General features: G+C 63.3%; 21 protein-coding genes and 1 tRNA gene. 15 read left to right on the plus strand and 7 right to left on the minus strand.

Annotated elements, in window-relative coordinates:
- Positions 1 to 48: 48 nt before the first annotated feature.
- The 8 genes from QOL62_RS01725 (at position 49) to QOL62_RS01760 (ending at position 8,605) form a co-directional block, all read left to right on the plus strand.
- The gene (locus tag QOL62_RS01725; RefSeq protein WP_283404943.1) at positions 49 to 1,008 is read left to right on the plus strand and encodes an MDR/zinc-dependent alcohol dehydrogenase-like family protein; all 960 of its coding nucleotides are present in this window, start codon (positions 49 to 51) and stop codon (positions 1,006 to 1,008) included.
- A gap of 13 nt (positions 1,009 to 1,021) precedes the next feature.
- Positions 1,022 to 2,041 carry a Gfo/Idh/MocA family protein gene (locus QOL62_RS01730; protein WP_283404944.1) on the plus strand — a complete coding sequence of 340 codons (1,020 nt, stop codon included), beginning with the start codon at positions 1,022 to 1,024 and terminating at the stop codon, positions 2,039 to 2,041.
- 221 nt (positions 2,042 to 2,262) lie between these two features.
- On the plus strand, positions 2,263 to 3,696 hold the full coding sequence (locus tag QOL62_RS01735) for a tyrosine-type recombinase/integrase (RefSeq protein ID WP_283404945.1): 1,434 nt from the start codon (positions 2,263 to 2,265) through the stop codon (positions 3,694 to 3,696).
- A 99-nt stretch (positions 3,697 to 3,795) separates the two neighbouring features.
- Positions 3,796 to 4,200 (plus strand): helix-turn-helix domain-containing protein, encoded by a 405-nt coding sequence (locus QOL62_RS01740; protein ID WP_283404946.1) that lies wholly within the window; start codon positions 3,796 to 3,798, stop codon positions 4,198 to 4,200.
- A gap of 189 nt (positions 4,201 to 4,389) precedes the next feature.
- Positions 4,390 to 4,737, plus strand: a complete 348-nt coding sequence (locus QOL62_RS01745; RefSeq protein ID WP_283404947.1) for a hypothetical protein — start codon at positions 4,390 to 4,392, stop codon at positions 4,735 to 4,737.
- A 290-nt stretch (positions 4,738 to 5,027) separates the two neighbouring features.
- A complete protein-coding gene (locus QOL62_RS01750) occupies positions 5,028 to 5,540 on the plus strand; it encodes a hypothetical protein (protein ID WP_283404948.1) in 513 nt (170 codons plus the stop codon).
- Positions 5,541 to 5,679: 139 nt separating this feature from the next.
- Positions 5,680 to 6,171 (plus strand): virion core protein, T7 gp14 family, encoded by a 492-nt coding sequence (locus QOL62_RS01755; RefSeq protein ID WP_430438267.1) that lies wholly within the window; start codon positions 5,680 to 5,682, stop codon positions 6,169 to 6,171.
- Positions 6,172 to 6,571: 400 nt separating this feature from the next.
- Positions 6,572 to 8,605 carry a M23 family metallopeptidase gene (locus QOL62_RS01760; protein ID WP_283404950.1) on the plus strand — a complete coding sequence of 678 codons (2,034 nt, stop codon included), beginning with the start codon at positions 6,572 to 6,574 and terminating at the stop codon, positions 8,603 to 8,605.
- 56 nt (positions 8,606 to 8,661) lie between these two features.
- On the opposite strand, the gene QOL62_RS01765 is transcribed toward QOL62_RS01760, so the two are convergent.
- Positions 8,662 to 8,970 (minus strand): hypothetical protein, encoded by a 309-nt coding sequence (locus QOL62_RS01765; RefSeq protein ID WP_283404951.1) that lies wholly within the window; start codon positions 8,968 to 8,970, stop codon positions 8,662 to 8,664.
- 270 nt (positions 8,971 to 9,240) lie between these two features.
- Between QOL62_RS01765 and QOL62_RS01770 the strand changes: the two genes are divergently transcribed.
- The gene (locus QOL62_RS01770; protein WP_283404952.1) at positions 9,241 to 9,819 is read left to right on the plus strand and encodes a recombinase family protein; all 579 of its coding nucleotides are present in this window, start codon (positions 9,241 to 9,243) and stop codon (positions 9,817 to 9,819) included.
- A 29-nt stretch (positions 9,820 to 9,848) separates the two neighbouring features.
- On the opposite strand, the gene QOL62_RS01775 is transcribed toward QOL62_RS01770, so the two are convergent.
- From QOL62_RS01775 to QOL62_RS01795, 6 genes are all read right to left on the minus strand, one after another.
- Positions 9,849 to 10,790, minus strand: coding sequence for a hypothetical protein (locus tag QOL62_RS01775; protein WP_283404953.1), 942 nt, complete (start codon positions 10,788 to 10,790; stop codon positions 9,849 to 9,851).
- Entirely contained in the window at positions 10,784 to 11,368 is a 585-nt protein-coding gene (locus QOL62_RS19880) for a DUF6932 family protein (RefSeq protein WP_379511616.1), read from the minus strand. Before QOL62_RS19880 ends, QOL62_RS01775 begins: the two co-directional genes overlap by 7 nt.
- 166 nt (positions 11,369 to 11,534) lie before the next feature.
- A tRNA-Gln gene (locus tag QOL62_RS01780) sits at positions 11,535 to 11,609 on the minus strand.
- 98 nt (positions 11,610 to 11,707) lie between these two features.
- The gene (gene yghU, locus QOL62_RS01785) at positions 11,708 to 12,553 is read right to left on the minus strand and encodes a glutathione-dependent disulfide-bond oxidoreductase (protein ID WP_103728478.1); all 846 of its coding nucleotides are present in this window, start codon (positions 12,551 to 12,553) and stop codon (positions 11,708 to 11,710) included.
- A 186-nt stretch (positions 12,554 to 12,739) separates the two neighbouring features.
- Positions 12,740 to 13,840 (minus strand): branched-chain amino acid aminotransferase, encoded by a 1,101-nt coding sequence (locus QOL62_RS01790; RefSeq protein WP_283404954.1) that lies wholly within the window; start codon positions 13,838 to 13,840, stop codon positions 12,740 to 12,742.
- A 583-nt stretch (positions 13,841 to 14,423) separates the two neighbouring features.
- Complete coding sequence (locus QOL62_RS01795; protein ID WP_283404955.1) at positions 14,424 to 15,005, minus strand: hypothetical protein; 582 nt, start codon at positions 15,003 to 15,005, stop codon at positions 14,424 to 14,426.
- Positions 15,006 to 15,054: 49 nt separating this feature from the next.
- Here QOL62_RS01795 and QOL62_RS01800 point away from each other — a divergent pair, with 49 nt between their 5' ends.
- The 6 genes from QOL62_RS01800 (at position 15,055) to QOL62_RS01825 (ending at position 19,819) form a co-directional block, all read left to right on the plus strand.
- Positions 15,055 to 15,843 carry a TlyA family RNA methyltransferase gene (locus QOL62_RS01800; protein ID WP_283404956.1) on the plus strand — a complete coding sequence of 263 codons (789 nt, stop codon included), beginning with the start codon at positions 15,055 to 15,057 and terminating at the stop codon, positions 15,841 to 15,843.
- A gap of 102 nt (positions 15,844 to 15,945) precedes the next feature.
- A complete protein-coding gene (locus QOL62_RS01805) occupies positions 15,946 to 16,500 on the plus strand; it encodes a TspO/MBR family protein (protein WP_283404957.1) in 555 nt (184 codons plus the stop codon).
- 54 nt (positions 16,501 to 16,554) lie between these two features.
- A complete protein-coding gene (locus tag QOL62_RS01810; protein WP_103728482.1) occupies positions 16,555 to 16,809 on the plus strand; it encodes an accessory factor UbiK family protein in 255 nt (84 codons plus the stop codon).
- Between the two features lie 94 nt (positions 16,810 to 16,903).
- Positions 16,904 to 17,509 carry a DNA repair protein RecO gene (gene recO / locus QOL62_RS01815; protein ID WP_103728483.1) on the plus strand — a complete coding sequence of 202 codons (606 nt, stop codon included), beginning with the start codon at positions 16,904 to 16,906 and terminating at the stop codon, positions 17,507 to 17,509.
- 11 nt (positions 17,510 to 17,520) lie between these two features.
- Positions 17,521 to 18,564 carry a 3-isopropylmalate dehydrogenase gene (leuB, locus tag QOL62_RS01820; protein ID WP_283404958.1) on the plus strand — a complete coding sequence of 348 codons (1,044 nt, stop codon included), beginning with the start codon at positions 17,521 to 17,523 and terminating at the stop codon, positions 18,562 to 18,564.
- 58 nt (positions 18,565 to 18,622) lie between these two features.
- Positions 18,623 to 19,819 carry a glycosyltransferase gene (locus QOL62_RS01825; RefSeq protein ID WP_103728485.1) on the plus strand — a complete coding sequence of 399 codons (1,197 nt, stop codon included), beginning with the start codon at positions 18,623 to 18,625 and terminating at the stop codon, positions 19,817 to 19,819.
- Positions 19,820 to 19,841 lie beyond the last annotated feature (22 nt).

Consider the following 19,841-nt stretch of genomic DNA (forward strand, 5'->3'; position numbering starts at 1 on the left):
GCTTCCGAAAACACAGTTGGAGTGTGAACAGTTGCAGGAAGTCAACGCATGATGCGCGCAGCCGTGCTGGAAGCCCCGGGCCGCATCGCGATAACGCAAGTGGAAAAGCCCGAACCGGCGCCCGGCGAGATCCGCATCCGGGTAGAGGGGTGCGGCGTCTGCGCCTCGAACCTCGAGCCTTGGGCAGGGCAGGAGTGGATGAGCTACCCGGGCGAAGCCGGCGGCCTGGGCCACGAAGCCTGGGGCATGGTGGATGCGGTGGGCGAGGGTGTCGACGCTTTTTCGCCCGGTGATCGCGTGGCCGCGCTGTCGTACCGCGCCTTTGCGGAATACGACATCGCTTCCGCGGGGATGGCGATCCGGCTACCCGCAGCTCTGGACAGCCAGCCATTCCCCGGGGAACCGCTGGGCTGCGCCTTCAACATCTTCCGGCGCAGTGACATCCAGCCCGGTCAAACCGTGGCGATCATCGGGATCGGCTTCCTTGGCGCGGTGCTGACCAAGCTGGCGACGGACGCCGGCGCGCGCGTCATCGCGATCTCGCGGCGTCGCGAATCGCTCGAGCTTGCCAAAGGCTACGGCGCCGCCGAGGTCATCGTGATGGATGATCACTGGAGGATCATCGAAGACGTGAAGGCGCTGACCGGCGAAGCCATGTGCGAACGCGTAATCGAATGCGTGGGCAAGCAATGGCCCCTCGACCTCGCGGGGGAACTGACGGGTTTCGGCGGCCGCCTTGTGGTCGCCGGATACCATCAGGACGGCCCGCGGCAGGTCTCCATGCAGATGTGGAACTGGAAGGGCATCGATGTCATCAACGCGCATGAGCGTGACCCACGCGTGCAGATGCAAGGGCTGCGTGAGGCGGTGGACGCCGTGGCCGGTGGTCGTCTCGATCCGACCGCGCTTTATACGCACCGCTACCCGCTCGAGCGTCTGAGCGAGGCGCTGGACGCCACGCGCGACAAGCCGGGCAACTTCGTCAAGGCGCTGGTGACGTTCGGCTGAGAGGGGAACGAGGATGATCGATCTGGATGAGAACCTGCCGGAGGTTCTGGAGCAAGCCGTGAAGCCGCGCATCGGGTTCCTGGGCACCGGCTGGATCGGGCGTCATCGCATGGAAGCCATGCTGGCGACCGGGGCCGTCGAAGCCGCCGCGATCTGCGACCCGAGCGCTGACTGTGCCCGTGAGGCTTCCTCCGTCGCACCTGCGGCGCAGCAGGTCGCGACGCTGGAGGCTATGCTCGACAGCGATGTCGATGCGATCGTCATCGCTACGCCAAGCGCACTTCATGCGGAGCAGGCGATTCGAGCGCTTGAAGCTGGGAAGGCGGTGTTCTGCCAAAAGCCGCTCGGCCGAACGGCGTCGGAAGTGGAGGCGGTGATCGCTGCGGCAAAGGCCGCCGACCGCCTTTTGGGAGTAGACCTCTCCTACCGCCATACCGAAGCCATGCGACACATTGCCGACCTCGTCCGCACAGGCGAACTGGGCGATATCTTCGGGATCGACCTGACCTTCCACAACGCCTACGGGCCGGACAAGCCGTGGTTCTACGATCCGGCCCAGTCCGGCGGGGGATGCGTGGTGGACCTCGGCGTCCATCTGGTCGACCTTGCGCTCTGGACGATGGGCTTCCCGGAAGTGTCCGCAGTGGATGCCCGGCTCACCAGCGGCGGACGCCCGTTGGAGCCCGGAGCCGTGGAGGATTACGCCACCGCGCAGTTCAAGGCCGGCAGCGCGCAGGTGCGGCTGGCCTGTTCCTGGCGTCTGAATGCCGGGCGTGACGCCGTGATCGAGGCGGCCTTCTACGGCACGAAGGGCGGCGCGGCCCTGCGCAACGTGGAGGGCTCCTTCTACGACTTCACCGCCGATCGCTTTGACGGCACCTCGGCCACGCGCCTGTCCGACCCGCCGGACGAATGGGGCGCCCGCTCCGCCGCCGTCTGGGCCAAGCAACTGGCCCGCTCCCCCCGTTTTGACGAAGAGGCCGTGCATTTCCTCCGCAGCGCAGAGGTTCTGGACCGCATCTACGGCCGATAGACTGTGCCGCAACTGCGCGTTCCCGAACCCGGGATCTCGCAGGCGAGGGCGGAGCCATCAGGTCCGCGTGCTTTCGAAGCTTAAAGAAGAAACTGGCTGGGGCGGCAGGAGGCGGAGCAGGGGCGCATCTAAGGTGCTGATTGCCCTAGAAACCCTAGATTTCTCAGGATGGTCGGCCCACAAAGCTGGCCCACAGACTTGGCCCACGGGGTATAATTTCCATGGCGACGTTACAGCAGCGAGGGCATAAGTGGCGGGCGAAGGTCCGGGTGCCTGCTGCTATTCGCGGGCCGGGTGAGCCAGAACACGTTTACAGGACCCTGGCTGCTACTGATCGACGATCGGCCAAGATCGAGGCCGACCTGTGGGAGATAGTCCTGAAGGCAGAATGGGCGGAGAGGTCAGGCCGCGCTACGGCCCCCAAAGCGGCCCTACGTTCTCTGTATGAGCAACTTCGCGGGGAAGCGGCTAGTGGCGCATACCAGCTTCACGCGACCGGAGACATTGCTCCCGAGCTAGCTGGGATCGACCACGAACTTGGTAAGCTGGAGGATGCCGCAGAAGGTAGAGACCTGAGCCCGTTGGAAGAGACACGGGTCGCCGCTCTGCAGGATGCAGCTGCTCTGCTGCAGCGAAAGCCCATAGCGGTGAGGCCGGAGCTAGAGCCGACCTTCGCAGAGACCGCCGCCGACTACCTGACAGCGTGGAAGGTGAAGCCCGGGCTCCGCAAAAGCAACACGGAGCAGCAGAAGAAGGCGACATTTTCCCTCTTCGCAGGCTTCTTTGGTGAACGTCCTATACGCGACGTGCGGCGGCAAGATGCGGCAACCTTTGCGGACGACCTCCGGCGGTTAGACCCGACATGGGCTCGATCGTCCTCTGCGCGGAACTTGCAGTGGCTAGAGCTGGTACGGCGGTTCGGGGGCAGGGACGCAGGTCTATCGGATGCCACGATGAACCGGCATATGACGACGCTGCAGGAGGCTTGGCGGTGGGCGGAGGAGCGCGGAAGGTGTGAGGGTATCAACCCCTTTGCCGGACACCGGAGGCGGCTGAAACCTGGCGTCAACGTGCAGGGCTATCTGCCGTGGGAAAGCGAAGACCTCGCCAAGCTGTTTGCTCCACCACCCACCCGGCAAGACGTAATGGAAATTATGCTAGTCGGTCTGTTTACGGGGCTGCGCTTGGACGAAATCGCCTCTCTCACCTACGGCCAGATCAAGAAAGCCGAAGGGGTGCCTTTCATCCAAGTGGCGGACGCCAAGACGCCTGCGGGGCGGCGGCAGGTTCCCATACACGCCAACCTATCATGGCTGTCGGAGCGGGAGGGCCCTGCTTCCGCGCGGGTGTGGTTGGGCTTCAATCCTGAAGGGCCGGGTAAAAAAGCAGGGGCCGACGCGGGGCGCGAATTCAGTAGGTTCAAAGCCGCTAAGGGCTTTAAAGATAGGCGTCTTACGTTTCATTCGTTTCGTAAAAACGTGACGCAAATCTTCGAACGAGCGGGCATACCTGAGAACGAAGCGGCGCAGATTTTGGGTCACGAGCGTGGTTTTACGTACAGCCGCTATTCCCCGCACGGAATTACTTTAGCCCGCAAAAAGGAAATTGTTCAGCTTATCGACTATCCGGGGTTGAGCTTTCCCTTCCCCGACTGAAGACCACATGTCGAGCGACGGTTCTTGTAACTCTAGGTAGCCCGGTGCTAGCAGGTGCCAGCCGCGCAACAGCCTTGCGGCCCTGTAGGAGGTATTGGATTGAACGGCAGCGCAGTCAGCAGGGGGCCAGCCCTCGGCAGGGGCGGCAATGCTATAGCGCTCAACGCCATCCTGCTGTCCTCCTTACAGAAGATCGCGGAAACGCTGCCGGAGCGGTGTACTACGGCGCAACTCATGTTCTTCCTGACGGCGGCGATGCACGACCTGAACGACAGCCCAACCACGCTGACCGAGCTTAGGGAAGAGGTCGGTCCTCATGTGAGCCGGAGCCTGCACACCACCTATAAGGTTTTCCTCGACGGGCCACGCAAGCGCTCCGACTATGAGTGCACGACGCGGGGGCTTGGCTGGCTGACCGCCGAAGCCGATCCGAAGGACGGGCGGCGGAAGTTGCTGCGGCTGACGGAGCAGGGGCGGCACGTTTTCTGCGAAGCGTTCGCCTAGAGCTGCACTTTCTAAAATGGCCTGAGAGGCCGCCTTAGGCGTTTGCACTGCCAGATGGGCGGATCACTGCCTGAGGGTGCGGACGTGCCCTGCGGGCTTCCAGGAGCGTTCTAGCGCCATTCGATTGGGCCTCACCATTGGTCTGGTGAACGCCCCGCTATGTGCGCGGGCTCGACCGAGGAGAAGCCCATGCCGACAGTGACGCCCAACCGCCTGATCCAATTCCGCCAAGAGTTGTATTTCCTGTGTGGCGCGCTTGCGGCGGAGTTTGAAAGGATCGTCTCCCGAACTTCCGAGCCGGATTACGACCCCTTCAATTCCGAGCACCGTGCAGCTGCGGGGAGTGCGATAACAGCGGCGCTGAAGGAGGCCGGCGAGGCGTTGCCCCATTGCCGAGCCGTGTCCGTAAGCAACCTCTTCGAGAACACCGACCATTGGCCGGCGAAAATACATGTGCTGGGGGTCCTGCGAAAAGCGGCGGTGCAATGTCGCGCTGAAAGCTGGGCACGGGCGGGTGCTTCGACCGGAAGCGGCTAGGCCCCTGTCCACGCGGAGAGCACATGATCGAAGCCGATTATTCCCCCGCCGTGGGGAATAACACCGAACAGCGCGGCAAGCCCCGGGCAATTACCACTCACCCTTGGGGGAAGGATACAGGGAAGGAAGTGACCTTAGGTTATCCTGAAGTGGTCCTTAGGATGGTACGTAGATCGATACCCCTCCATTCTTCTCTCCTGATTTCCCCTCACCCTTGAGGAAGGGAGCATTCGTGCAGCACTTAGGCAGCAGGTCTTCTCCCTCTCCGGCCACCGCAAGAGAGAGACCTAATGACCAGCAGCCTAGCCGAATGTATTGGGAATGGAAGACTGCCGATTTCCGAAGCGGCCACCGACAACGCGCAGCCAACTGAATACGCGCCTCACGGCGGTAGCTGGCTGACCTGTCTCGTGCGGCTTTCCGAAGAACTTCCCCCCAAGTCTACGCCGTCTCAGCTAGCGTTCTTCTTGGCGGCAGCGAAAGGCGACCTTCTCGGGCAGCCGAGGACACACGGCGACATTCGCGCCGAGCTAATGCCCGGAGTGAACCGCAAGTTTGCTGTGACCTACCGGCTATTCATGAACCGGCCCCTAAGGCGCACAGACTACGTCTCCACCCGAATAGGGCTTGGCTGGCTGTGGCAAGACGAGGACCCTTTAGACGGGCGGCGGAAGCCACTTCGGTTGACCCCGCTTGGTCGTGAAGTGCTTGCGCGCGTTTTCAGGATCGCCATCGACCCAAACGACGAAAACGCACTCAACAGCCGCCTGCGCATAGCTATCGAAGCGGTGTTCGTTCTCTGAGGAACACCTGAGGAAACCCTCAGGTCCGGTTTCGCCAGCGGTGGCGGAGACCAAAGGCGGCCCGGTAATTCTCCGCCGGGTCGCCACCTTCAGTCCAGCCGCTTCATTGGCTGCCGCCCTCTCTACTGAAAGTCGACTTATGTGTGGACCCGTTGCCGCTGCCGTGGCCGCAGGCGTAGCCGCCGTTGCTTCTGCTAGCGCCTCTGTAATGGCGCAAGCTAAGACCGCCAAAGCGCAGACCACTGCCCTCCGAGAACAGCAATCCGCTGCCCGGGACGAAACCCGCCGTGAAGCCTCCGCCGAAATCTTCGACAGCATGAGGCAGGAACGCAGGGAGCAGGGCGTCGTCAGAGCGCAAGCCGGTGAAGCCGGTCTGTCCCTCACCTCCGGCTCTGTAGAAGCGATGCTGCTAGACAGTGCCATGCAAAGTGAACTGCGGGAGCAGCGTATCCTTGCTAACGCAGAGAGCCGCCACAGGGCGAACGAAGCGGAGGCCGCCAGTATGGCTTCCCGCATCGCCAAGCCAACGGTGCTCACCGCCGGCCTACAGATTGGCTCTGCCGCCGCATCGGGTTGGTCGGGCATCCAGAACGCCAAGATCAAGGCCGACGCAGCTAATACCAAGCGGTAAAGCTTCGCATTGACCTAGCGTAAAGCCGTTACTTTCGACGCAAAATTCTGAAGCGGCATACGTGCGCGACCGACAGGGCCGCCTTCCCCCCGCCGGGGGTGCCCGCAAAGCTTACCCGTCGAAATTGCCCGGAAGCGACGCGCCTAGGCTGGGCCACCCGCGCCCGACCAAAGTTAAGGGCGGGATAGTCGGGGGCCCTCCGCGGCCTTCCTAGGGCACGTCTGATGACCCGCATCACCCGCCGCCACTCCCTCCGCAAAACCAAAGGACCACTCACATGGCATCCGACCTCTCCCAACTTCAAAACCGCACCACCCGCCAAGCCCGCGTGTCTAGCGGACGAGACCGAATGTTCTCCCGGCAGAACACTGACGCCCCCACGCGCAGGTTCATGCAGGACATGCGTAACGCCTCTCGTGGCGAAGGCGGGGCCAGCGAGCTCCTCCGAGCCCTCGGCATGGTTCGCAACGCTGCCGCCGACTTCCAGCAGTATCAGGAAGCGAAGGCGGACCAGGAAGCCGAGGCCGACGAAGCCGAAGGAATGGAGGCGTTTGCCGCGGGGGTGGTCGATCCCACGAAATTGGCCGAGTCCAAGGCATACCGGGCAGGCGTGGAGTGGCAGCGTGGAGAAGCAGATTGGGCCACGCGGCGGAGCACAATGGCTGACGGCATGGGCCAACTCATACAGAACCAAACTGACCCCGATCCCATCAAGCGGCGCGCGGAAGTCGTCACTTTCCTGGAACAGCAGAACCACGACTTCGCGGTAGGGGAAGACGGGCAGCTTCGTAAGTTCGGTTCTGCGGCGGCCAACCGGCACTTCGCGGAACAGATGGCGGGAGTGCGTAGCGCCATGCTGCCACAGGCTGACGTCATGATCCGCAAGCGGATGGGCGAACAGAGCTTGGAAGACATGGGGACGACAGTGATGGGATTGGCTAAAGCGGGCGACTTTCTCGACCCTGAAACAGCCTTCGCCCGCGTCCTGCCATACGTTGATCGGCGTGACGCCATGGAGACATACATCCAAGCCGTGGAGGCGGCGGCTGGGGAGTTGCAACAGACTGACCCCGCGCGCGGTTTGCAGCTTATCGACAAGCTGCTTGGCTGGGATAGGACGCGGCAGAATGCCTCAGTCGCGCAGCCGACAGCCGCTCCGACCGCCGGCCTCTTGACGCCCTTCCAAGGGTTCCTTGCGGGCAAGCGTACCGGGAAGATGGGCGATGCGCGGAGCGGCGGAAGCGCACACAATGGTGAGGACTTCCCGGTGCCGATCGGTACGCCCATCGTGGCCCCGCTCGGTGGCGAGGTGGTTTCCTCCATGCGCAACGCCCGTGGTGGTAACCAGGTCCGCGTCCGCCTCGACAACCGGGCAATCGTCGGCTTCGCTCACCTGTCCTCAAGAGAGGTGCAGGTCGGGCAGCGAGTCGACGCTGGTGCGCAGCTCGGCCTTTCGGGCAATACCGGCAAGTCTACCGGCCCCCATGTTCACATGACCATGGAAGTCGATGGCAAGAAGGTCTCGCCCTCCAGCTACTTCTCGGAGCAGCCAGCGGGAGCCCCCGCTCTCCCGACATCCGAAGCGTTTAGCAGCGCCTTCGGGGCTGCGGGGGAGGGGGAAGCCGCGGGTGGGAAGGTCTCGACCATCACGCCTCTTGAGGGGCCGCTGGCCCTGTCTCCGGGGCAAGTCCTCCACCTCCAAGAGTTCCGCCGTACATACAGTCAAAGGGCTGGGGCTGAGGCGGAGCGGCAGCGCTCGGAGCAGCAGGCGGGCAACTTGTCGTCGCTGATAGCTCGGCTCACAGGGGCGGAGGGCAACTATCCGACCAAAGCCGAGGTTCAAGCCAAAGTACGGGCCGGGGCCGTGTCCCCGCAGCAGGGGATGCAACTCCTCAACATCATAGATGGGGACACCCGACAAGCGAGGTCGGATGCTCGTCAGGCTGCGGCGTGGGCTCGGGAGGATCGGCGCGAGGGGAAAGAGGCTTACCTACGGAGCCGCGTCGGTTCGCTGCTTGGCCCTGTCTATGCAGGTCGTGCGACTATCACTGAGACCGTGGGGAAGCTGACGGCGGCGGTCTCTCGGGAGGCCGACCCCGAGTTGCGCCAAGCCTTGATGCAGAGCGTTCACGGGGAGCTTAGCCAGTTGCAGACGCTTCGCCAGAAGGGACCTGAGTATCAGGGCGCAGGCGACGACCTCGACGGCTGGGAAGATACCTACGCGGGGCAGCTTGGGAAGGTCCGCCTGCCCCGAGGCATGGACACGCAGTCTGCCCGAGCGTTGATCCGGTCGAAGATGGATGAGGTGCGCACCGACCTAGGCCGGGGCAATGTCTCGCCTGAAAAGGTCAGGGGCTATATGGAAAGCGCAGAACGGCGGCTGGATATGTGGTTCTCCCATACGTTCCCGCCCCGCCCGGTGGCTAAGAGGTGAGTGGGCGGAGGCTCCTTCGGTTGATCCGGGGGAGCCTCCCATCTTCTTCTTCAGCCCTAGTTGCGGGTAAACTGAGGGAGACCTGCGGCGCGGCGGCGGGCGGCTTCGCGCTTGGCGGCGGCTTGGTCTTCGCGGTTCATTTCGCGGACGCGGTTCATCGCTTCCTCATGTGAGAGTTCGGCTGCGGGGTAGGGGCAGGAAATGGCGCCGGCGGTGTCGATGCCGAAAAGCATGAGGTTTATGCGGCGGCGGGCCTTGTGGCCGTGGCATTCATTGCTGTCCAAGCCGATAGAGCGTCGGTTGAAATCCCGGCGCGCGGCCTGTTCCGCGGTTTCGCGGGTTTGAGTGCTGGCGTAGATCATCATGGTCGTATCCCCCTGCGCCCTATGCGCTTCACCGCCGTAGCGGAACGCTTTGCCGCCGTAAGGTGATGGTTCCACAAGCCTGAATGCTTCAGGCCCAACGGAGTCATACTCGCGGCGAGCCGATTTTGCGGCCCTGAGGAGTGGCGAGGAATGGGGCTCGAAAACGACCGATAACGATACAAGGGCGGCGGGTGTATCGGAAACTAGCTTGACCGCTTTTCCGATACATTGCATATATCGAGCTACGTTTTCGATACAAAGGCTCGACCGATGACCCGCACCTTCGCCTACTGCCGCGTCAGCACTGCCGACCAGACCACCGACAACCAAGTCCGGGAGATAGTTGCTGCGGGCTTCAGCGTTGAGCGTAAGCGCGTGGTGGAGGAGACAGTCTCGGGTTCTGTGGCTGCTATGGAGCGGGCGGGGTTCGCTCGGCTGGTCGATCGCCTTGAGGACGGGGATGTGCTCATTGTCACGAAGCTAGACCGCCTAGGCCGGAACGCTATGGACGTTCGGGCGACCGTTGAGCGGCTGGCGGCAGAAGGGGTGCGGGTGCATTGCCTCGCCCTTGGCGGTGTCGATCTGACGAGCGCCGCCGGAAAGATGACAATGGGCGTTCTGTCTGCCGTGGCAGAGTTCGAGCGAGACCTACTTATCGAGCGGACGCAGGCAGGATTGAGCCGCGCGAAGGCCGAAGGGAAGTCCCTCGGGCGTCCTCCGGCCCTTACGCAGCAGCAGCAGGACGAGGTGAGGATGCGGCGGGCGGCTGGGGTCTCGCTGGGGATTCTAGCAAAGGAATATGGCGTCAGTCGCGCAGCAATCCAGAGGGCAGAGAAGCGAGCAGCGTAAACGGGCGCTTGTCCTCTGCCCTGCTTTTTTCAGATTTGGACTAAGTCGATCAGGGTGTGCGTAGTGCTTGCATGTCTGCCGTCAGGGTGCTCAACAGACTTAGTGCTTATAGTCGCCCGCCATTTTCGACCGGCCATGATCCCTTCCTTCTCCAGCCGCTCAATGTAGTCGGCGCTAAGCATCTGCGAAACCCGTCCCTTTAGTACCTCCGCTTTATCTTCGCGGCGAAACTCGAAGCGGCGTTGGATTGGAATAAGGCCAAGCAATTCTCCAACGACTACTTCCTCAGTCTGAGATACGTCGGTCTCCTTCAGCCTTTCGTAAGCGCGGCCTAAGCTGACTAAATCGAACCGCACTTCGCGGTGTCTCTCGGCTACTCTCATTGTGGCCCCAGCCTTATAAATGACTGAAACAAACTTTTTTAGAGTATTGAAGACGCGGAAATCAATATCTTCTAGACGTTTCTCGAACGCTACAAGGTTCTGTGAGGTTACATCAAGCATCAGGTCCGAGATTTGCTCGACTGCGACTTTGACGGGAGAGTCGAACATAGGAGGTTCGTCGGCCTCAGACTCTTCCAGTACGAAGCCAAATGAGCCATGAACGAGAGATTTGATGTTCATGCGCGCAGCTTCTTGCGCCTCCTCAGGCACAGGCCCGCGCGCGCTTAGCATACCCGCAGAGAATGCTACCTGTTTGGATATCAACTCTTGATAGTTCTGCAGGGTTTTACCAGCGAACGATGCGTCGATTGCCGATGAACCGGTAACTGGATCACCGTCAAAGATTAGAGCTACGCCCGCTATCGTTCCGCGATCCGCTTCTTGCTCTGCTATTTCTTGGCGAAGAGAAGCGAGGCGGTGATTAAGTGAAATCCGGCTTAGGATATCGCGGTCGCTCGCCCGCGCGATGAGAGCCTCGACGGAAGCCGCTTCGCTCTTGAGGGCGTCTAGGTGTACCTTCGTCACCATGCTGCTTCCCTCTCTCCAATAAGCGCCAACGCCTCCGCGTCATCGCCGTCGCTAAACTCGATCCTGACCATCCCTTTCCAACGAAACGTATCACGCTGGTGTGAGAATAGCCCGATCCAATATGCTGCCTGCTCGGCTACTGAGATAGGGTCTATATCCAGGTCGATAAAATAGCTGTCGCAGTGGAAAGTCTGTTTCGTCCAGTCCGGGTTGAAAATCGTCCCTATGCGCGCCGTTGCAAAGTCGACCCATGCTGCGTCTTGTGCGACAGGAGGAGGGCGGCGAAGGAGAGAAACGATATCGACGTCACCAGGCGGACGTCCGCGGAACGCCTCACAGTTCTCCACAAAGCTGCCGTCGATCCACTGAAAGCCCTGCTCAAAGCCCTCTGCACGAAGAGCAGCCCGAAATTGGAAGAGCCCCCGGAGTATGACTGCTCGCTCAAGGCTGGTGCAAAATCTATCGACCAACCCCCGGACTGTTGCAGGGTAGGGGGATCGTGGGAGAAGTTGCCCTCCAGTGACGTCTGTACCTACAAACGGAGGTAGCACTTCACCAAGGCCGAAGGCCGGTATCACAACGCAGTCCCCTACTGCTTACGTCAATGCGACGGGCGTATCGTGATAATATTAAGGAAAAGCAACCGGTTGATTCTTCCTGGCCCGCAAATACGGCCCACATATTTGGCCCACAAGCTATTCTGATGCGGCATCAAGCCATTGATAATTATGGATAAATGCAGATTGGCTGGGGCGGCAGGATTCGAACCTGCGAATGCCGGTACCAAAAACCGGTGCCTTACCACTTGGCGACGCCCCAGCGGATCGGCCGCGGCTGAAGCGGCCTCTCGTGAGAGAGGCGCGCTTAGCGGTTTGTTCCGGCGCTGAAAAGGGGTTTCGTCAGCTCCGGCTCATCTTTCAACCAGCCAATACTGCGTCGATATCCGCAGCGCTGTGGCGTTCAGCCAAAAGGCCTTCGCCCTTCCGGTTGACGATCCGGCCGCGGCGGACGGCTTCGCGGTCGCCCAGTTCCTGGCCCCAGCGCATCAGGTTCGTGTAGCTCGGTACGTCGAGGAAGGTCTGCGCATCGCCATAGGCGTCGCCGCGGACGAAGCCGCCGAACCAGCCGTACGCGGCGATGTCGGCGATCGTGTATTCGTCACCGGCAAGGTAGCGCGTCTCGGCAAGCCGCTTGTCGGCGACATCGAAGATGCGCTTGGCTTCCATCGCGTAGCGGTCGATGGGGTATTGGTACTTCTCGGGTGCGTAGGCGTAGAAGTGTCCGAAGCCGCCGCCCAGAAGCGGCGCGGTGCCCATCTGCCACATCAGCCAGTTCATGCACTCGGTCCGCGCCGGGCCGGAACCGGGGAGGAAGGCGCCGAACTTCTCGGCAAGGTGGAACAGGATCGAGCCGGATTCGAACACGCGGACAGGCTCGGGTCCTGACAGGTCGAGCAGGGCGGGGATCTTGGAATTGGGGTTTACCGCCACGAAGCCTGAGGAGAACTGGTCGCTGTCCGCGATCGAGATCAGCCAGGCGTCGTATTCGGCCGGGTGCCCTGCGGCGAGCAACTCCTCCAGCAGGATCGTGACTTTCTGGCCGTTGGGAGTGCCCAGGGAGTAGAGCTGCAAAGGATGCTCTCCACGCGGGAGCTCACGCTCGAAGCGGGCTCCGGCGGTCGGGCGGTTGATGCTCGCGAATTCGCCGCCGTTCGGCTGGTCCCAGGTCCAGACCTTGGGAGGAGTGTAAGTGAGATCGGCCATGTGGGGGAACTCCTTGGGAGGTGAAAATACGCCCCCACAGGTAAGCCTGCCTCACGGGCACGACAAGATCGCCTGCGTGCACAAGGGCGCTCATCCCGCGCGTTTGACCAAGCTGCGCGCGGAGGCGCAGGACAGGCTACCCCGCCCGGCAGCGTGGCCGGGCAGGGCGGTTCCTGTCATGCGAGCTCAGGCGATCTTGCGGATCCAGCCGTGGGTGTCCGGCGCATCTCCGCGCTGGATGGACACGAGCCGGTTCTTGAGCTTGCCAGTGAGCTGGCCCGGGCCGCCGCTTCCGATGGTGAACTCACCATCGCAGCCGCTGACCTTGCCAACGGGAGTGACGACCGCGGCCGTACCGCAGGCGAAGGTTTCCACCAGCTTGCCCGAGGCGGCATCCGCGCGCCATTCGTCCAGGCTGTAGCGGCCTTCCCTGACGGTCAGTCCCTCTTCCCGGGCGAGCTGCAGCAGGCTGTCGCGGGTGATGCCCGGCAGGATGGTGCCGGTCAGTTCGGGCGTGAGAAGGGTGCCGTCGTTGAACACGAAGTACAGGTTCATGCCGCCGAGTTCCTCGATCCACTTGTGCTCGGCGGCGTCGAGAAAGACGACCTGGTCATGGCCGGCCGCGATCGCCTCTGCCTGGGGCACGAGGCTGGCGGCGTAGTTGCCGCCGCACTTCGCGGCGCCGGTGCCGCCCGGAGCCGCACGCGTATAGTCGGAAACCCAGATCGAAACGGCGGGCGCGCCGGACTTGAAATAGTTGCCGGCCGGGCTGGCGATGACGATGAACTTGTACTGCCGTGCCGGGCGAACGCCCAGGAAGGCTTCCGTTGCGATCATGAACGGGCGCAGGTACAGCGACGCGCCTTCGCCCTCGGGAATCCAGGCGCGATCAAGCTGGACCAGCTTTTCGATGGCTTCCACGAACACGGCTTCCGGCAGGTCCGGCATCGCCAGACGACGGGCCGACTGGTTGAAGCGCGCGGCATTGGCTTCCGGGCGGAACAGCGCGATGGCGCCGTCAGCCTGCTTGTAGGCCTTGAGGCCTTCGAAGATTTCCTGCGCGTAGTGAAGCACCGCCGCCGCCGGATCGAGCGCGATCGGCTGACGAGGGCCGATCACAGCGTCATGCCAGCCTTTGCCGTCCGTCCAATCGATGGTCACCATGTGATCGGTGAAATGCGTGCCGAAACCCGGATTGGCGAGCACTGCGGCGCGCGCTTCGTCGCTGGTCAGGGCGGAATTGGCAAGAGTCGTGAAAGTCAGGCCGGCATCGGCGAGAATCGCCATCGAACGTGTTCCTCTGTCTGCAACAGGATTGCGCCGGTGAACTAAAATTTCACGGAACACAACCCAAAAGCAATTATGCTTCTTCAGGTGTCAGTCTTAGCACGAAGCCTGAGGGAGGCAAAATCGGAGCATCGCCAAATGAGAAGGGCCGCACCGGCGGTCCGGTACGGCCCTTCGCATGGTCAGCGGCCGGGAAGTGCCGCCAGCGAAGCCTTTATCGTCCGTTTAACGACAATAATGCTCCGCGACGGAAATTGCCGACCTCTCTGCTGAACCATGAGACATCGGATCACCTCCTTTCGCGCTGTTGAGCCATAGTGCGCCGCATGTAGCGACTGGGACTTCGGAAAGACCCGGGCGCGTATCCCGGGGCCGTCGTCTTGCTGCTATATTTGGGTGATTTCGCGTTGCACAACAAGACTTGCAATGAAAATATTTGGCGTCATGATCCCTGCTTCGGCCTGTTATCCCCAGCCTTGCGACAACTTGGAGGCTGCTGTCCAACTGCCTGCCTCAGGTGTATCGGGCCGGCGCCTGCATGCCTTCCTCCACCGCCGAAGCGCCTCTGAATGGCGCCTCGATTTCAGCGGCAGTCCTCGATCACGCGCGAGATTTCCGTCCAGCTCGGCAGGTAAAGCGTCGGCTCTCCGGGCGCGGCAACGGCAAATCGGCCACGGCTGAACGCCATGGCGTCGAGCACGGGGTCCCGCGGGGAGACGGTCGCGCCGATGCCGCGGCCAGAGCGAGTGCCGGAGAGGGTGCTTGTGCCTGTCGAGGTCATGATGGTGAGTGTTGCCGAACCGGCGCCGGATGGGCCGGCCCGCAGAAGCGTCATCGTGCTGCGTCCCGGATCGCATTGGACGACGAATTGCCCGCTGCCGAAGGTGGCTCCCGATGCCGTGCCATTGCCCGCATAAGTCCATTGTCCCGCCGTCTGGGCAGCATCACGCCAGTCCGTATTGGGCGCCGGTTGCGGCCGGGAGGGCGCGGGGCGCTGCGCTGGCGCAGGCGCGGCCGGTTCCTGTGCCGGAGGGGGCGTCGGCATGGAGGGCGGTGGGGGGACACATCCGGCAAGAAGCCCCGTCGATGCGGCGCTGGCGGCAAGGATGCGGGGGAGAAAGCCCTTTGCGAACGAATTGGCGCGGCTGCGCGGATTTGCCTTCATGGGCATGGTATGGAATGAGGCGCGCCTCATCTCAAGTGCGTACCTTTCCATGACCGACCCAACAAAGCCCCGTTCCGTCGTAAACACGCCGTCGCCCAAGGCGGCGAAACTGCGCGTCGATCAGTTGCTCGTAGACCGGGGGCTGGCGGAAAGCCGTACCCGGGCACAGGCGCTTGTGCTGGCCGGACTGGTTTTCTCAGGGGAGACGAAGATCGCCAAGTCCGGCCAGTCTGTGAAGGCGGACGCTCCGATCGAGGTGCGCGGCCGGGACCACCCGTGGGTGTCGCGCGGCGGGATCAAGCTTGCGCACGCCATCGAGCATTTCGGGCTTGATCCAAATGGAGCGGTGGCGATGGACATCGGCAGCTCCACGGGCGGGTTCACCGATGTCCTGCTGAAGCACGGGGCGGCGCGGGTTTTTGCGGTCGATTCCGGGACCAACCAGCTCGCATGGAAGCTCCGCACCGATCCGCGCGTCACTGTTCTGGAACAGACCAGCGCCCGCATCCTGACACCTCAGCAGATCGACGCAGCCTGTGACTGGGTGGTGTGCGATGCCAGCTTCATCGGGCTGGCGAAGGTGCTGGAGGTGCCGCTCCGGCTGGCGGCGCCGCGCTGCCGTCTCGTGGCTCTCATCAAGCCCCAGTTCGAGGTGGGGCGCAGCGAGGTCGGGAAGGGCGGCGTGGTGCGGGACCCGGCGCTCCATGCCCGCGTCTGCGAAGAGGTGCGCGCATGGCTCGAGGGCGAAGGCTGGACGATACAGGGGATCGTCGAGAGCCCGATCAAGGGGCCCGAGGGCAACATCGAATTTCTCGTTTCGGCACAGCGCGGACAATGACCTCTGCGCGACGATTGCACCGGGGGCCGCACGGCTTCACAACCCGCGCCGGAATTGGATTACCGCGATTCGGGAGCCGCCAGTGCAGATGACCCTGCTGACATGAACCTTCTTGCCTCCCCGGGGCAGTTGCGCGCCAGCTTCATGCGCTGGGCGCTCGTCTGCGTACCGGCGGTCATGCTCCTGGGCTTCCTGTCCGGCGCCGTTTCGCAAAGCGGCCCCGGCAACCCGTGGTTCGATGAACTGGTGAAGCCTGCGGCCTTCCCGCCGCCGGCCCTGTTCGGCACCGTGTGGAGCGTGCTCTACGCCGTGCTCGGAGTGGCGCTGGCGATGATCCTTTCCGCACGCGGGGCGCGCGGCCGTGGTCCCGCCGTGACGGTCTTCGCCATGCAGTTCGCGTTGAACCTTGCCTGGTCGCCCGTCTTTTTCGGCGCGCACCAGATGAGCGCCGCGCTTGTCGTGATCGCTGTGCTGCTGCTGCTGGCGATCCTGACGGCGCTGCTGTTTTCCCGTGTGCGGCCCCTCGCCGGGGCCCTGCTGGTGCCGTACGTGCTGTGGCTTGCCTTCGCCGCATACCTCAACTTCGGGTTCCTTCAGGCAAATCCGGACCTCGACGGCGTGCAGCGTTCCGGCGCGGTGGAGCGTTTCACGATCTGAGGCGGCGTGCACAACCCTCTTGCACAGCGGGCGCGGGCGCTCCATCTAGCGTCCATGCAAAGCGAAAACCCCTTTGTCGCCGACTTCGTCAAGATGATGAACAGCGCCGCCGGCACACTGGCCGGAATGGGCCGCGAAGCGCGTGAAGGCGCGCGGGAGCGGGTGAAGGAGTTCATGGGCGATATGGACTTCGTCAGCCGCGAGGAGTTCGAAGCCGTCAAGGAAATGGCGGCGACGGCGCGGGCCGAATCGGAAGCGCTGAGGGCTCGTATCGAAGCGCTCGAAGCCAAGCTGACCCCGCCGCTCTGAGCGGCTCTGGACCGGCGCTGATCTCGCGTCGTCTTGAGGAGCGAATGTTTTCCCCGCGTTTGCTCCATGGCGCTGAGCCTTAACACCAGGCGCCATGCACTTTCGCGCTCCCGCCATTGTCTGTGCCGCCCTGCCGCATGGAGAGGCTGCCGTCGTCGCCCGGCTTCTCACGGCGGAGCACGGGCTGGTGGGCGCCTATGTCGCGGGGGGCAGGGGACGCCTGCTTCGTCCTGTCCTGATCCCGGGCAATACCGTTGATGCCGAGCTGCGCTCCAGGTCGGACACGCAGCTTCCCTTCGCGCGCGTAGAGCTTCTGCAGAGCCGTGCGCCCTGGCTTGCCGAGCCTCTTCCGGCAGCGGCCATCAGCTGGAGCACGGCGCTTGCCGCGTCGGTACTGCCGGAGCGACAGGCCTTTCCGGCCCTGTTCGAGGCTCTGTCAGGCCTGCTCCAGGCCGTCTGCGTCGCCCCTTCCGCGCGCGGCTGGGCGATGGGCCTGCTGCGGTACGAAGTGCTCGTGCTGCGCGAACTCGGCTACGGCGCCCGCGTCGCCCGTCCGCCTGACGGAGACTGGGGCGCTCTTCTCGAGGCGTTCGATCGCGTCGGGCGCGAATTGGCGCGCTACGCGCTTGCCGATCGCAGAAGAGACGTTATGGCGGCGCGCGTCCTGCTGCGCGAGCGGCTGGGCCGGATCGGAAGCTGAGGGGTACGACTATGCGCATTGCTGTTTTTGCCGGAGACGGAATCGGTCCCGAGGTCACGGAACAGGCTGTGCGCGTTCTCCAGGCGCTTGAAATCGAAGGGATGGAGCTCGTCGAAGGCGACGTCGGCGGGGCCGCGTACCGCAGGCACGGCCACCCGCTGCCGGAAGCGACGCTGGATATCGCGCGCTCGGCGGATGCGATCCTGTTCGGCGCGGTGGGGGATTTCTCGCTCGACCATCTGGAGCGCGCGCTGCGCCCGGAGCAGGCGGTTCTCGGCCTGCGCAAGGAGCTCGGCCTCTTCGCAAACCTGCGGCCCGCCACGGTGTTCAAAGGCCTTGAGGACCTGTCGACCTTGCGCCCGGAAGTGTCGGGCAAGATCGACCTGCTCATCGTGCGCGAGCTTAACGGCGACGTGTACTTCGGCGAAAAGGGCACGCGCACGCTGGAAGACGGCCGCCGCCAGGGCTGGGACATGATGTCCTACGCCGAGGACGAAGTGCGCCGCATCGCACATGCCGGTTTCAAGGCGGCGCAGGGCCGTTCCGGTCGCCTGTGCTCCGTCGATAAGGCCAACGTGCTCGAAACCTCGCAGCTGTGGCGCGACGTGATGATCGAGGTATCGAAGGAATACCCCGACGTCGAACTGACTCACATGTACGTCGACAACGCGGCGATGCAGCTGGTGAAGAATCCCGGCGCCTTCGACGTGATCGTCACCGGCAATCTCTTCGGTGACATCCTCAGCGATCAGGCGAGCATGTGCGTGGGCTCCATCGGCCTGCTCGCTTCCGCAAGCCTGGCGGAAGGCAAGTTCGGCCTCTATGAGCCGATCCACGGTTCGGCGCCGGACATCGCCGGCAAGGGGCTCGCCAACCCCATGGCCACCATCCTTTCGGCGGCGATGCTGCTGCGCCACTCCTTCGGCCTCGAAGAGCAGGCGGCGCGGATCGAAGCGGCTGTCGCCGCGACTCTCGCCGATGGCATCAAGGGCGGCGATCTTGGCGGATCAGCGGGCACGAAGGAAATCGGTGACGCGGTCCTCGCGCGCCTGTAAAGGTTGCGCCGGTACGCAATAATCGTTTCTTGACGATTCAAACATAAAAACAGGGCTAATGAACATTTCGAGTTCCGATCTCGCGCAGGCTGCCGAAGCCGCCGCTGAAGCCGTTTCGCCGCCTGCGAAGCCGCTCGAGCTGGCGGTGGTTCTGCCGACATACAACGAGCGCAAGAACATCGCGACGATGGTCGCGCGACTCGACAAGGCGCTGGCCGGTGTCGCGTGGGAAGCCATCTACGTGGACGACAACAGCCCGGACGGTACGGCGGACGAAGCCCGCCGCCTGTCGTTGGTCGACCCCCGCGTACGCTGCATTCAGCGGATCGGCCGCCGCGGCCTTGCCAGCGCGGCGATCGAGGGCATGTGCGCGACCGCCGCGCCGGTTGTCGCGGTGATGGACGCCGATCACCAGCACGATCCCGAATTGCTTCCGCAGATGCTGCAGGCCATCACTTCGGGCGAATACGACCTGGCTTACGCGTCCCGCTTTGCCGAAGGCGCAAGCACGGACGCCTGGGGCCGCCCCGACCGCGTCAAGGCTTCCGGTCTTGCCAACCGTATCGCCAACAAGGTGACCGGCGTTGAACTGACGGACCCGATGAGCGGGTTCTTCATGCTGCGTGCGCGGACCCTGCGAGCCGACGCGCACCGTCTTTCAGGCGTGGGCTTCAAGATTCTGCTCGATATCCTGGCGACGGTGGAAACGCCGCTGCGCGTCAAGGAATTCCCCCTCAACTTCGCCGCCCGCGCGGAAGGCGAAAGCAAGTTGGACCAGACCGTCGTGTTCGAATTCCTCGTGGGTCTTTACGACAAGTGGCTGGGCCGGATCATCCCGACCCGCTTCGCGCTGTTCGGCACCGTGGGTGCCATGGGCGTTGTGGTGCAATTGGCGGTGCTGTGGATCATGCTCCACATCGTCTTCGGAGAGCGCTTCGTCTACGGCAACTGGTCGGAAAGCACGACCTTCAACATCTCGAACACCATCGCCGCACTTGTCGCGATGACGTTCAACTTCGTACTGAACAACGAACTGACGTACTCCGACAAACGCCTGCGCGGCTTCGGGCCGCTGATGCGTGGCTGGGCGCAGTTCGCGCTGACCTGCTCGCTGGGCCTGCTCACGAACATCGGCTCTGCCGCGGTGCTGAAGACCATCGGCGTGCATGACGTGCTCGCCGTCGTGACCGGCGTGTTGCTCGCCTCGGTCTTCAACTTCGCGCTCTCGTCCAAGTTCGTCTGGGGCAAGTACTGACCCTGCCGCGCGCTCAGGCGGC

It is taken from the genome of Novosphingobium panipatense (genome assembly GCF_900182875.1).
Lineage (GTDB): Bacteria > Pseudomonadota > Alphaproteobacteria > Sphingomonadales > Sphingomonadaceae > Novosphingobium > Novosphingobium panipatense.